Source organism: Vibrio panuliri (genome assembly GCF_009938205.1).
GTDB classification, from domain to species: domain Bacteria; phylum Pseudomonadota; class Gammaproteobacteria; order Enterobacterales; family Vibrionaceae; genus Vibrio; species Vibrio panuliri.
On the sequence record NZ_AP019654.1, the window covers coordinates 482975 to 497389 of the forward strand.

8 protein-coding genes are annotated in these 14415 nt (G+C 47.3%); 5 read left to right on the top strand and 3 right to left on the bottom strand.

Going from position 1 to position 14415, the window contains the following annotated elements; genetic code table 11:
- Nucleotides 1-54: 54 nt before the first annotated feature.
- The 4 genes from hrpB (at nucleotide 55) to acnB (ending at nucleotide 10072) form a co-directional block, all read left to right on the top strand.
- The gene (hrpB, locus tag GZK95_RS02325; RefSeq protein ID WP_075712804.1) at nucleotides 55-2514 is read left to right on the top strand and encodes an ATP-dependent helicase HrpB; all 2460 of its coding nucleotides are present in this window, start codon (nucleotides 55-57) and stop codon (nucleotides 2512-2514) included.
- A 2-nt stretch (nucleotides 2515-2516) separates the two neighbouring features.
- Complete coding sequence (mrcB, locus tag GZK95_RS02330; protein ID WP_075712806.1) at nucleotides 2517-4877, top strand: penicillin-binding protein 1B; 2361 nt, start codon at nucleotides 2517-2519, stop codon at nucleotides 4875-4877.
- 64 nt (nucleotides 4878-4941) lie between these two features.
- A complete protein-coding gene (locus GZK95_RS02335; protein WP_225624015.1) occupies nucleotides 4942-7197 on the top strand; it encodes a patatin-like phospholipase family protein in 2256 nt (751 codons plus the stop codon).
- Nucleotides 7198-7483: 286 nt separating this feature from the next.
- A complete protein-coding gene (gene acnB / locus GZK95_RS02340; RefSeq protein WP_075709853.1) occupies nucleotides 7484-10072 on the top strand; it encodes a bifunctional aconitate hydratase 2/2-methylisocitrate dehydratase in 2589 nt (862 codons plus the stop codon).
- A gap of 89 nt (nucleotides 10073-10161) precedes the next feature.
- Here the strand turns inward: acnB and GZK95_RS02345 are convergent, their stop codons facing one another.
- The 3 genes from GZK95_RS02345 to GZK95_RS02355 all read right to left on the bottom strand — a co-directional run bounded on the left by GZK95_RS02345 (nucleotide 10162) and on the right by GZK95_RS02355 (nucleotide 13863).
- Nucleotides 10162-11295, bottom strand: coding sequence for a glycerate kinase (locus GZK95_RS02345; protein WP_075713736.1), 1134 nt, complete (start codon nucleotides 11293-11295; stop codon nucleotides 10162-10164).
- A gap of 17 nt (nucleotides 11296-11312) precedes the next feature.
- A complete protein-coding gene (locus tag GZK95_RS02350) occupies nucleotides 11313-12578 on the bottom strand; it encodes a GntP family permease (protein WP_075713738.1) in 1266 nt (421 codons plus the stop codon).
- Nucleotides 12579-12711: 133 nt separating this feature from the next.
- Entirely contained in the window at nucleotides 12712-13863 is a 1152-nt protein-coding gene (locus GZK95_RS02355; RefSeq protein ID WP_075713740.1) for a sugar diacid recognition domain-containing protein, read from the bottom strand.
- Between the two features lie 162 nt (nucleotides 13864-14025).
- Between GZK95_RS02355 and GZK95_RS02360 the strand changes: the two genes are divergently transcribed.
- Nucleotides 14026-14397 carry a YacL family protein gene (locus GZK95_RS02360; protein WP_075709857.1) on the top strand — a complete coding sequence of 124 codons (372 nt, stop codon included), beginning with the start codon at nucleotides 14026-14028 and terminating at the stop codon, nucleotides 14395-14397.
- The last annotated feature ends 18 nt before the right edge of the window (nucleotides 14398-14415 follow it).

Genomic DNA, 14415 nt, shown 5'->3' on the forward strand with positions numbered 1-14415 from the left:
CGCTTTTGGGTACAATGATGAGCGTTAACACTATTACATCATAAGGTCTTACCATTGTCACAACTGCCAATTGAAGGCGTGATGCCTGCGCTGATCAGTGCGGTGCGCAGCGCGTCTCAAGTTATTCTTAAAGCTGCCCCTGGTGCGGGTAAATCGACCTACTTCCCGTTACAGCTGCTCACGCAAGGCGTGGTATCTGGCAAAATAATTATGTTAGAGCCGCGTCGATTGGCAGCACGCAACATTGCCCATTTTTTAGCCAAGCAATTAGGCGAAAAAGTGGGGCAACGTGTTGGTTATCGTGTTCGTGGTGAAGTAAAAGTAAGCCAAGAGACTCAGCTAGAGATTGTGACAGAAGGGATCATGACCCGCATGATCCAAAGCGATCCTGAACTTACTGGTGTTGACTTGATTATCTTTGATGAATTTCATGAACGCAGTATTCATGCTGACATGGGATTGGCACTCTGTTTAGAGATTCAAGAAGCATTGCGTGATGATCTTAAGTTGGTGGTCATGTCTGCGACTCTCGACCAGCAAGCTCTATCTCACTTGATGCCTGAGGCCGATTATGTTGAGTCACAGGGGCGTAGCTTTCCCGTCGAATTTCGTTATCAGCCTCTCAAACCGAATGAGCGCTTCGTCGATGTGATGGTGAAGCAAATTCATACCCTGATGGCGCATGAGCAAGGCTCACTATTAGCGTTTTTACCCGGCGTTGGTAGCATTTTTCAGGTGCAAGAACGCTTAACTGATCTCGCGGCAGATATCGAGATTTGCCCTCTCTATGGGCAACTAAACTTTGCGCAACAGCAAGCGGCAATCCAACCAGCCCCCACAGGTAAGCGCAAGGTCGTATTGGCGACCAATATCGCTGAAACTTCGCTTACGATTGAGGGGATTCGCCTTGTCGTTGATTCTGGTTTAGAGCGGGTAGCCAAGTTTGATTTGAAAACCGGTATCACCAAGTTGGATCAGGTTCGGATTGCTCAATCATCGGCAGAGCAACGGGCGGGGCGTGCTGGCCGGATTGAAGCGGGTGTGTGCTTACGCCTCTACAGTGAAAACCAGCTTACTCAACAGCCTTATGTACCCAGTGCAGAAATTTTGCATTCTGACTTAGCTCCGCTTGCCATGGAGCTCGCGCAATGGGGGTGTTTTGATGTCAACGAGCTCCGTTGGTTGGATGTGCCAGCGAATAGTGCACTTACCCAAGCAAGGGCATTACTCATTTCTCTTGGGCTTATGGATGCAAAATACCAACTCACAGCAGTGGGTAAAAAAGTGCATCAGCTAGGGTTGGAGCCTCGTACTGGCTCAATGTTGGTCCATGCTTTGGCGCATGACGCATGGCAAAATAGTGCGCTTGCCCTTGCCGCTTTACTCGAAGAGCCAGAGCGCAATGTGGTGGATTTTGCTCACAGTGTTCAGCGGTTGCAGTTGAACAAGCACAGTAAGCAAAAAGTGGTGATGGCACGTGCGCAAAACCTCGCGCACAAACTTAACCTGCAATTCAAATTAGCCGACTTGGATGAGCGCTTGATGCCTGTGTTACTTGCGTTAGCCTTTCCCGACCGTGTGGCTCAACGTCGAGCTCATAGCGAGCGTTTCTTGCTTGCAAATGGGCATGGTGCGCAATGCCGAGAAGGGGAGCAACTGAGTGACAGCGAGTATCTTGTCGCAATTGATCTGATGCGTAGCCAAGGGGACTCTGCTCTAATTTACTCTGCCATCGCCTTAGATATCCATCAATTACGTGATGAGTTGGCAGACAAGTTTGAGCAACTAGACGTTGTTGATTGGGATGATAAACGCGGTAAGTTGACAGCAGAGCAGCGTTTGTATTGGCAAAAACTCATCGTGGACAGTAAAGAGCTTCCTGCTCCAGATGCGGAGAAAACGACACAGGCTTTACTTAATTATGTTCAGCGCCAAGGATTAACTTGCCTGAATTGGAATGATGCTGCCAATGAGCTTTTGGCGCGTATTCGTTGTGGGATTGAGTGGATGCCAGAGCAAGATTGGCCTGCCTTTGATGACAAAGCGTTACTCGATAATTTGCCCTTGTGGCTTGAACCCTATATGGTTGGCATCAAATCCGCCAAGGCACTGCAGCAAGTGAACCTTACTGAGGCGCTATCGGCCTATTTAGCTTGGCCACTTAACCAAGAAATTGACCACTGGCTACCCACTCATTTTCAACTGCCCACAGGCAGTAGAAAGAAGATCGATTACCGAGTGGGGCATGAGCCAGTGCTATCAGTACGGATGCAAGAGGTATTTGGGGAGCAGAGCTCTCCCACGGTCGCATTGGGGAAAAAGACCGTCGTACTTGAATTGCTATCTCCCGCACAGCGCCCACTTCAAAGAACCAGTAATCTTGCAAGTTTTTGGTCAGGGGCGTATCAAGACGTTAAAAAAGAGATGAAAGGTCGTTATCCTAAGCACGTTTGGCCGGATGACCCTGCTAATCATATTGCAACAACCAAAACCAAAAGACAGTTCAATCAGTAACCATGACAAATAAAACAACCAAAACGCCACGCAAACCTGCCGCAAAGAAAACGCCAGCGAAGCGTCGTAAAACTACCCCCAAGAAGAAATCACCCCGAGGACAGTCGTCATGGTTGAAGAAATTATGGGGAATCAGTTGGAAGCTGGCCTTAGTGGGTATGGCTGTCATGCTGTTTATTGGTATCTATCTTGATAGCTTGGTTAAGCAGAAATTTGAAGGGCAGTTGTTTGAGTTGCCAACGGTCGTTTACGCACGGATCCTAAACCTTGCGCCAGGGGATGACATCAGCATCCAAGAAGTGCGCAACGAACTGGATGTTCTGAACTATCGTAAAGTTCGTCAACCTAAGTATGCGGGTGAATACTCGTCATCTTCGACCAAGATAGAGCTGATTCGTCGACCTTTTGAGTTCAATGATGGTCCAGAGGCGGAACGTCGCGTCATGCTGCATTTTGACAGCAATGGCTTGAGTCGAATTCAGTCGCTGGATAAGCCGGGAGATCTGGGCTACCTGCGTATCGAACCTAAAATGCTTGGCATGTTAGAAAAGAACCGAGATGAGCAGCGGCTCTTTTTGCGTCGTGAGCAGTTCCCTGAAGTGATGGTTGATGCTTTGCTGGTAACAGAAGATCGCGATTTCTATCATCATGACGGGGTTTCGCCAATTGCCATTGCGCGTGCCATGGTGGTTAACCTCAAAGCTGGTCGCACCGTTCAAGGTGGTAGTACCTTGACTCAGCAGTTAGCTAAGAACCTATTTTTAACCAGTGATCGCACGTTGTGGCGGAAAATTCGTGAGGCGTACATTGCGATCATTCTTGACTACCGTTATGACAAAGACCGGATTCTGGAAGCGTATCTAAACGAAGTCTATTTAGGGCAGAGCGGTGGCGAAGCGGTACATGGATTTGGTCTTGCCGCACGTTTGTATTTTGGACAACCGATTCAAGAACTGCGTATCGATCAACTTGCTTTGTTAGTTGGTATGGTGAAAGGGCCTTCTTATTACAATCCAGTCCGTTACCCAGACAGAGCTAAAACACGCCGAGACTTAGTGCTACGTTTGATGATGCAACAAGGTTACCTCACCGCGAGTGAGTTTGACGAGGCGGCAAGTCGCCCATTGGATATTCAAGATAATCCTCGCATCGCCAGCCGACAGCCTGCATATTTTCAACAGTTGAATATTGAACTAAAAGAAAAGGTAGGCGGCGCATTTGAGGCAGATAAAGGTTTAAGAGTCTTTACCTCACTGGACCCGGTCTCACAACATGAACTTGAAAAAGCGATTGAGAAGAAGATCCCACAGTTGGCAAAAGTAGCGGGTAAGAACTTAGAAGGGGCCGCGATCGCGGTTGACCGACATAGTGGTGAAATTCGTGCCATGGTTGGTGGCAAGCGCACGGGCTACGATGGGTTTAACCGAGCGCTTAATGCTAGTCGCCAAATTGGCTCACTGGCAAAGCCGGCTGTGTATTTGACGGCATTACAACAGCCAGAGCGTTACAGCTTAGCTACCACGTTAAATGACCAACCACTGAGCCTAAAAGGTTCAAAAGGCAACGTTTGGACGCCTCGTAACTATGACCGTAAATATCGTGGTGATGTGCCTTTGTATCTTGCGCTAGCCAAATCCTTGAATGTACCCACAGTCCAGTTGGGTATGCAGCTAGGTATTCCTCAAGTGATGGATACTTTTACCAAGCTTGGCGTAGATAAGCAGGAAATTCGTCCTGTACCATCGATGTTCCTTGGGTCATTCAGTCTTACGCCATTCCAAGTGGCGCAGATGTACCAGACGCTAACCAACTCTGGTAAGCAGGCCAAACTATCTGCTTTGCGCTCTGTGGTCGATATGGAAGGTAATGTGCTGTATCAATCTCTACCCAAAGCGCAGCAAACGGTTGATCAGCGCGCGGCATGGCTGACCACTTACGCGATGAAGCGAGGCGTGGCAGAGGGAACGGGTCGCTTCTTAAATAGCCAGTTCGCATCCTCAGCTCTAGCGGGAAAAACGGGTACCAGTAATGACACGAAAGACAGTTGGTTTGTGGGGATTGATGGACGGGAAGTGACCACCATTTGGCTAGGACGCGATGACAATAAATCCATCAAACTTACGGGCTCAAGCGGCGCTTTACGAGTTTATGCCGAGTACTTACAACATCGTATCCCTAACAAATTAGTTCTCCCTTGGCCGAAGGGTATTTCGACATTTGGTTTTGCTAAAAGTGCTAACGGTGATTTAGTCCTTGATTGTGATAACAATTTTAGGCTGCCAGTTTGGGATGAACATGATAAGTTTCAGCAAGAGTGTAATAATCAGCCTGCGGATTGGTTAAAGAAAATCTTTACCTGGTAGCTCAAAATAAACCCAATATGAAGGAACATCACCGGTGAAAAAGCTCAGTCTCTTACTGACAGTGATGGCGTTTGTGTCCACAGGAGTGATGGCAGCAACGTCAAATACGCCAGAATCTAGGCCTAAAGTGGCCTTAGTGCTTGCTGGTGGTGGTGCCAAAGGAGCTGCACATATCGGGGTGCTAAAAGCGCTTGAGCAGATGCGTATTCCCGTTGATTACATCACGGGGACGAGTATGGGCGCTTATGTTGGTGGTTTGTATGCGACCGGAATGAGCGCTGATGAAATCGAAGCATTTATCGTAAGTGTGGATTGGAACAGCGGCTACCGAGATCGTGTTGATCGCAGTGAGCGTCGGGTTCGAGACAAAGAGTATGAGGACCGCTATCAACTCACAACCGATATTGGTTTTGATCTGACGGGAATCAAAGGGATGCGTGGTGTGGTTCGCGGTCAAGGAATGTTACAAATTCTGCGCGAGACCACGGGTAACTTGCCTGCTTTTGATTCTTTTGATGACTTAGCTATTCCTTATCGCTCTGTTGCCACCGACATCATCAAGCTTGAGCCTGTGGTGATTGACCATGGCTATATTGTCGATGCGATGATGGCAAGTATGTCTGTACCAGGCGCGCTTCCGCCATATCGAATTGGCGAGCGTTTGCTTGTCGATGGTGGTGTGACGAACAATATGCCGGTGGACGTTGCGCGAGAGCTTGGCGCTGACGTAGTCATCGCAGTTGATATCAGCACTGACTACAAAGAAGAAGAAGATTTTACCGACCTTTTCACGGTGGCGGATCAGCTTTCTAACTATTTGGTACGCAGCAGTACTAACCGCCAAGCAGACACGTTAAGTGAACAAGACCTGCTATTGCGCCCCGAAGTTGGGGATATGGAAACGACCCAGTTTGATCGCATGCCAGAAGCCTATCAAGAGGGGATACGCATTGCGATGGCACAGCAAGAGCGTTTGCAATCCCTTGCTTTAAGCAGCGCCGATTATCAGAAGTATGTTGATGCCAAACAAGAGGCGCGTAAGCAGCTTCAGTATGGTGATAACACCTTAGTTGATAAGATTGCCATCAACAACAATACCCACTACAGCGATGAGTTGCTGAAAAACCGCCTTAACATCGAAACCGGTCAAGTTTTATCCACTAAGCAACTTGAACAGAGTGTACAAGACCTGTATGCACTCGACCGTTTTGAACTCGTTAAATATCGTTATGCGCAAGAAGATGGTGAAAATACGGTTATCTTTGATGTGAATGAAAAATCATGGGGCCCCAACTACATGAATTTTCGTTTTTTCCTTGAAGATGATTTTAATACGGATAGCCAATACTCGATTGGCGTATCAACAAATTTCACCGACTTAAACCAGAATGGTGCAGAGTTAAGAACCAATCTTGAAGTCGGGACGGACAAACTGATTGAAGCAGAGTTCTACCGTCCATTTCTTTTTAATCAGAAGCTATTCACCACATTGGGTGCGGAATATAGTCGGCAAAAACGTAACGCACCGATTGATGGCTTTGAGTCAACCAGTCTTGAATCAACAAAGGATTTCTTACCGGTAAGTTATAACGAATGGGCGGTTGAGTGGGCGCTAGGTTACCAAGAAACATTATGGCGAGAGTTTAAGGTTGGCGTTCGCTATACAGAAGGTGACGCGTTGTTCTCTACGCTACCATCGTTGGGGGATGTATCGTTCACTCGACAAGGTGTGTTTGCGAACTATCGTATTGATACGCTTGATAACTACAGTTTGCCGACTCGAGGCGTTTATTTAGATTTGCGCTATTTAGTTTCTAAGGATAGAACGGAAGGAGAACCCAATTCGGTTTTTTCTGGTGAAGATAGTGATGTCTCGTACGAATTTGGCGCCAAGTTCTCTGCGGCAAAGAGTATTTCTCGCCATACTTTGGTCGCAAGCTTGGAGGGAGGGTTTGTTGAGAGCCAAAACTCCAGTTTGCCAACCGATCCGGAAGATATCGGTGGCTTTTTACAATTGTCGGGTATTCCACGTAATAGCCTGATTGGTAAAAACAAAGTGTTTGGTAGCCTAGTTTATCGCTATCGTTGGTTTGACAATGATTTCGGGGTCTTTACTTCGCCACTCTATCTGGGAGCATCGCTAGAATATGGTGGGGTTTGGTCTGATCCTGATGTCGGCTTGTCCGATGCACCTCTGTATACCGCAGGGTCGATATTTGCTGGGATTGACTCACCTATTGGGCCGATTATGTTTGCCTACGGGCGAACAGAAGATAACTTTGATTCGATCTATTTAATTGTCGGGACCTCATTTAAATAGTGAATCAGATTTGCTTTTTACACAAAACAATGCTTTGTACTCGGCAGAAATAGCAGATTAAGCATAGAACTTTAGTCTTAAGTTGTTGTGTTGGTCAAAATGATGAGATTTTAATTTATCGTTAAATTTGCTATTATGCCGCCCACAGTTTGGCCTCTCTGGCGCTGTTTATCAGTCAAAAACGAATGACAATATGGCAATGGAGAGCCAAGTTTCCAAGGATGTTTACTCCTCATGTTTATAACAAACATAAATCGGGGAGAAACCGCAATGAGAGGAAAAAGTCGTGCTTGAAGCCTACCGTAAACACGTCGCAGAGCGTGCTGCTGAAGGAGTTGTTCCGAAGCCTTTAGATGCTGAGCAAGTTGCTGGACTTGTTGAGTTATTAAAGAACCCACCACAAGGTGAAGAAGCGTGCATTCTTGACCTGTTAGAAAACCGAATTCCACCAGGTGTTGATGAAGCTGCTTATGTTAAAGCGGGTTTTTTGACCGCAGTTGCAAAAGGTGAAGTTGCTTCTCCGTTAGTGAGCCGTGAAAAAGCGGCCCAGTTACTAGGTACGATGCAAGGTGGTTACAACATTGCGCCGCTAGTTGAGTTGCTGGACGATGAGGCTTTAGCTCCAATTTCTGTCAAAGCGCTGTCTCATACCTTGCTGATGTTTGATGCTTTCTACGATGTTGAAGAGAAAGCGAAAGCTGGTAACTCGTATGCGAAACAGGTTTTGCAATCATGGGCGGATGCTGAGTGGTTTACTGCAAAAGAGAAAGTTGCGGAAAAAATTACGGTTAAAGTTTTCAAAGTCACTGGTGAAACCAACACTGATGACTTGTCTCCTGCGCCTGATGCTTGGTCGCGTCCTGATATTCCGGTTCACGCAAAAGCGATGCTTAAAATGGAACGTGAGGGCATTAATCCCGATGAACCGGGCAGCGTTGGTCCGATTACCCAAATTGAAGAACTGCAGAAAGAAGGCATTCCTCTCGCTTACGTTGGTGATGTAGTTGGTACGGGTTCTTCACGTAAGTCCGCAACCAACTCAGTGCTTTGGTTTATGGGAGAAGATATCCCATACGTGCCAAACAAACGCACTGGTGGTATCTGCTTGGGTGGTAAAATTGCGCCAATCTTCTATAACACAATGGAAGATTCAGGAGCCCTGCCAATTGAGCTAGACGTGCAAAATATGAATATGGGTGATGTGATTGATATCTACCCATACGAAGGTGTTGTGCGCAAGAACAACGAAGAAATTTCTAAGTTTGAACTGAGCAAAGTTCTGCTTGATGAAGTTCGCGCTGGTGGTCGTATTCCACTAATCATCGGGCGAGGCTTAACCAGTCGTGCACGTGCTTCACTAGGTCTAGAAGAAACGGATCTATTTGCTAAGCCAATTGACCCATCTGCGTCAACGAAAGGCTACACACTGGCACAAAAAATGGTTGGTAAAGCATGTGGCGTAGAAGGCGTACGTGCAGGTCAGTACTGTGAACCTAAGATGACGACAGTCGGCTCGCAAGATACAACCGGTCCAATGACGCGTGATGAGCTGAAAGATTTAGCCTGTCTTGGTTTCTCGGCAGACCTAGTAATGCAATCATTCTGTCACACCTCGGCATATCCAAAACCTGTCGATGTAAATACCCACCACACACTGCCTGACTTTATTATGAATCGTGGTGGTGTCTCATTGCGTCCGGGTGACGGTGTTATCCACTCATGGCTAAACCGTATGCTACTGCCTGATACAGTGGGTACGGGTGGCGACTCACATACTCGTTTCCCACTCGGTATCTCATTCCCGGCAGGCTCTGGTCTAGTCGCGTTTGCAGCGGCAACCGGTGTTATGCCATTGGATATGCCTGAATCTATCCTTGTGCGCTTTAAAGGTGACATGCAGCCAGGTATCACGCTTCGTGATCTTGTTCATGCCATCCCTTACTATGCCATTCAGCAAGGTCTACTGACGGTTGAGAAAGCGGGTAAGATCAACGAATTCTCTGGTCGTGTCCTAGAGATTGAAGGTGTTGAGCACCTAACCGTTGAGCAGGCATTTGAGCTCTCTGACGCATCAGCAGAGCGTTCTGCTGCTGGTTGTACGGTTAAGCTGTCGCAAGAGTCAGTGGAAGAGTACCTAAACTCGAACATCACTATGCTTAAGTGGATGATCTCTGAAGGTTACGGTGACCGCCGTACGATTGAGCGTCGTATCACAGCGATGGAAGAGTGGCTGGCAAATCCTGAACTGATGGAAGCGGATGCTGATGCTGAGTATGCCCACGTGATTGAAATTGACCTTGCGGATATTCACGAGCCAATTCTATGTGCGCCAAACGATCCCGATGATGCTCGCCTGTTGTCTGAAGTGCAAGGTACACAAATCGATGAAGTCTTTATTGGTTCATGTATGACTAACATCGGTCACTTCCGTGCCGCTGGTAAGCTACTTGAGCAGTTTGGTGGGCAGCTCGATACGCGCCTTTGGGTCGCACCGCCAACTAAGATGGATAAAGATCAGCTAACCGAAGAAGGTTACTACGGTATTTACGGTCGTGCTGGGGTTCGTATTGAAACGCCAGGATGTTCGCTATGTATGGGTAACCAAGCACGCGTAGCAGATAAAGCGACAGTAATGTCGACGTCAACGCGTAACTTCCCGAACCGTCTAGGCACAGGAGCAAACGTATACCTAGCTTCTGCAGAACTTGCGGCAGTGGGGGCGATTCTAGGTAAGATTCCAAGCAAAGAAGAGTATCTAGAATACGCTAAGCAAATTGATGCGACTGCGGCGGATACTTACCGTTACTTGAATTTCCATAAGATGGATCAGTACACCAAGAAAGCGGATGAAGTGATTTTCCAAGAGCCTGCATAAGCTTGTTTTAGAATAAAGCTTAGTTAATAAAAAAACCGCTGATAATTCAGCGGTTTTTTGTTTTTATCAATTAAAGGAAAGTCTGGGAATTACAGCTTCACTTGCAGCATCGCAGCAACGTTACGCGCGGTTAACTCGATGTTTTGTGCCGCTTCTACTAGCGCGGTTGGTAGGTCCACTGAGCGGTTAACTACAGCAAATACCGCATCGATACCGTGCTGATGCACCACACCACAATCTTGAGTTAGACAGCCAGCAATGCCGATTACCGGTACATTGTGTTTTTTCGCGGTGCGCGCGACACCAATCGGTGTTTTACCATGGATAGTTTGGCTATCGATACGACCTTCACCAGTGATAACGAGATCAGCATCAGCAACCACTTCTGATAGGTTGACCGCATCCATCACGATTTCGATGCCTGGGCGCAGTTCTGCGTTTAGCAGTCCCATTAATGCTGCACCTAAACCACCTGCCGCGCCAGCACCAGGACGGTTTAGCACATCGTGACCCAATTGCTGTTTAATCACTGCCGCATAGTGAGCAAGGTTACTGTCTAGTTGCGCGACCATCTCTGGTGTTGCGCCTTTTTGCGGACCAAATACTTGTGATGCGCCTTTCTCACCGCATAGTGGGTTATCAACATCACACGCCACTTCTAAGCGTACATTGGCTAGGCGAGGATCAAGGTCACTCATATCGATGGTGTGCAGTTTCGCCAATTCACCACCGCCAAAACCAAGTGATTGGCCTGATTCATCAAGTAGGCGAATACCTAGCGCTTGCGCCATACCTAGACCGCCGTCGTTAGTCGCACTGCCGCCGATACCAACGATGATGTGCTCAACACCTTTATCCAGTACTGCTTTGATTAGTTCACCAGTCCCTAGAGTGGTGGTGATCATCGGATTACGTTTCTCTGGCTCTACTAGGTGTAGACCGGATGCCGCCGCCATTTCAATGATGGCCGTTTTACCATCACCCATTAGGCCGTAGAACCCAGTCACTGCTTGGCCTAGAGGACCTGTTACTGTATGTTCAATGATCTCACCGCCAGTCGCGTCAACCAGCGATTGAACCGTACCTTCGCCACCATCTGCCATCGGCAGTTTGATGTATTCGGCCTCTGGCAGGACTTGTTTGAATCCCTGCTCGATAGCAACTGCGACGTCCATCGCGCTAAGACTTTCTTTGTAAGAATCTGGAGCAATAACAATTTTCATAGTGATACCTAAACGCCTTAAACAAATAAACCAAATACGCCGAACATCATGGTAGAGACAAACGCGATCATTAGACCAACCGCTGACTCGTAAGGAATGAGCTTAAGACGCTCACGAATATCCATGTGAACTGCACCACCTGTCGCGTGGAAGAAGCTGCCGTGAGGCATGTGATCAAGTACGGTTGCACCTGAGTGAATCATTGCCGCACCCGCTAGAGCTGGGACGCCAAGCTCCAAAATAGTGTGGCTAAATACGCTGGCTGCAACCGCAGTACCCGCTGTAGTTGACGCTGTTGCCAGCGACATCATTGCACCTGAGATTGGCGCTAGTAGGTAAGATGGCAAACCTGAAGCCGTCAGAATTTCAATCAATCCACCTTTCAAACCTGAGTTAGCAATAATGCCTGCAAGCGTACCAGTACCAAGAAGCATGACTGCAACCGGAGCCATACGGCTTAGACCCGAGACAGCAAAGTGGTTGGTATCATTAAAGCGCCCCATTACTACCGCACCAATGAAGCCACCAAGAGGTAGAGCAATTAGTGGGTCAACGTTAATTCCTGCAATTGGGCGAAGCGCAAGCAGTGCAATCGCCACAAGCGGTGCAACAATTGCGGCACCAAAGGTTGGTAGTTTGCTGTGATCAACAGACACGACTTCACTTTCGTGTACCATGCTGCCTTTATTGGTGAGACGCTTGGCAATGAAGTAAGCCAGTGCCAGACCAAATAGACCAGGAATCACACCTGCAGCCATAACAGAAGTCAAAGGAACGTTAAATGCGTCAGCGGCTGCGATGGCATTTGGGTTTGGTGACATTACGTTACCCGCTTTACCACCACCGACCATGGCAAGAAGAATGGCTGTTTTAGAGATATTGGCACGCTGAGCAATCGCAAGCGCGATTGGAGAAACAGTAATAACCGCTACGTCAACGAATACGCCAACTGCAGTCAAAATAAGAGTGGCTAGAGCAAGAGCAAGCAGCGCGCGAGTCTCGCCGACTTTCTTCACAATGGTTTCAGCAATGGATGTGGCCGCTCCTGACTCAATCAGCACGCCTGCCAGAACACCTGCGGCTAGAATGCGCAGTACGGCGGTAACAATGCCTTGAGCACCGCCAATCATTAGCGATACCGTGTCAGTGAGCGAAACACCGCCAACAACACCACCAACAAGAGCACCGATAATCATACCGTATGCAGGTGGAACTTTTCGTAAGATTAGCGCGATGGCGACAACGAGTGCTGCTAGGGCGCCAAGAGTAGAGACTTCAGCCATGGGTATTTCCAAAAAGAGGGTAAGAATAGTTTTGAGGGCACTATAGACGTGCTACTTGCTAGCGTCTTTAGAGTGCCCGACAAATCTTATGGCTGAAATAACGATATTTTTGTGCATGTGCACAAATTCATACTTAGTGATGAAAGAGGTTTAGAGCGAGATAGAGATGCAGCTTATCATCTAACTTATTGATATTTAATGATGTAATTTCCTCTATTCGCTCTAGTCGGTAGCGAAGAGTATTACGGTGAATATGCAGCTTTTGGCAAGTTTGATAAGCGTCACAATTCTGTACAAAATATTCTTTAAGGGTTTTTTCTAAGGTTTTTTTAGGGTCATTTTTTACTAGTAGATCAAACGGTTCTCTGAGTTGATCCGCTTTCCATGACTCTTCAAATAGACTACTTAAAAGGACGGGTAAGCGGTGATTTTGGTAAAAGAACACCTCACCTTGATGCTCTTCCACTGAACTTAACGTCAATTTGGCGGTTTGATAAGATTTACTGAGTCCCTCTTCATCAGCAAAGTACTCACCTAAAGCGATGCGAATCTTAAACTTGCCTAACTGGCGAACGCGTTTGAGTAGCTTTGTTACGCGTTTACGTTCTTTCTCAAGTGACCAGCCTTCATTGGTGAGTTCGATTGGTTTTAGTACCACGACTTCATTGGTTGAGACCGACAGTATGCCAACAAGGTTGTCGCGTTCAGGAAACTCTAATAGATGGACCAGTTGTTGTAAGTTGGCTAGCGACAATGGTGCGGAATGTTCATCAGGCATCACCTTTACGATTGCGGCGATACGTGGCTTGGTAAGGTCGAGCTCCAATCTTTCGGCAATCACTCGGATTTGACTGTCATTGACAGAGGCGCCTTGAATCAACTGCATGACTAACTCTTCTCGATGACGTTTATGCCATTCAACTTGAGACATCAGCTCAGCTTGTTCAAGGATCAGTTCGGCTGTCATTTTGACCAGTTCACCATACTGGTGCACATCGTCAGGTTCGCCAGAGATACCGATAACGCCAATCACCTGCTCGTGTGACATGATCGGTAAGTTAATGCCCGGTTTTACGCCTTTCAAATGATCGGCCGTTGCTTGATCTATCGCGACCACACGTTGTTCGGCGATGGCAAGGATGGAACCCTCATGACGTTGGCGCAGACGTGAAGGATCGCCAGAAGCAATAATTCGACCAAACTCGTCCATGACATTGATGGAGTATGGAATGATCTTCATCGTTCGTTCGACAATTTGTCGAGCGATGGTTTCGTTTAATTGCATTGATTGCCGCATTCAAAGGTAAAGAAACACAATATCATCGCTGATTTGTGGGAACAATATTCCCAAGTTAATCGGAGAAAACAGATAAGACATAGCGAGAGCTTTGCTCTGGAGGGGATATCTGTCTATACTCTCGCGATTTTGACTAGCTGGACTGTGACGATGGAATTTGAATTTATTCGCAATACGCTAATGGGTGAATACTACGTGAAGTGCAGTATGGGGCATGAAATAGTCGGCCGTTGGTTACAAGATGAAATTGGTAAAGATTGGCAAAAAATCGAGTGCGTTGAAGCGATCATTGAACAAGCTCTAGCCCATCCCCATGGTGAGCAGTTTCTCGAAGGTACTGAAATCAGTCTTGCGATTCATGGTGATGAAGTAGTGGTGCAGGAGAATGTACTGGCTCATGGTGAAGTGATGGATGCGGATAGTGAGTTTGATTTTTATGACAGCGAGAGTACTGCCAGTTGCGGTATAGAAGACTTTGCCATCATGATTGAGCAGTGGAAACGCTTCCTATCGACTCGATAAGCTGAGTTCTGATAAAAC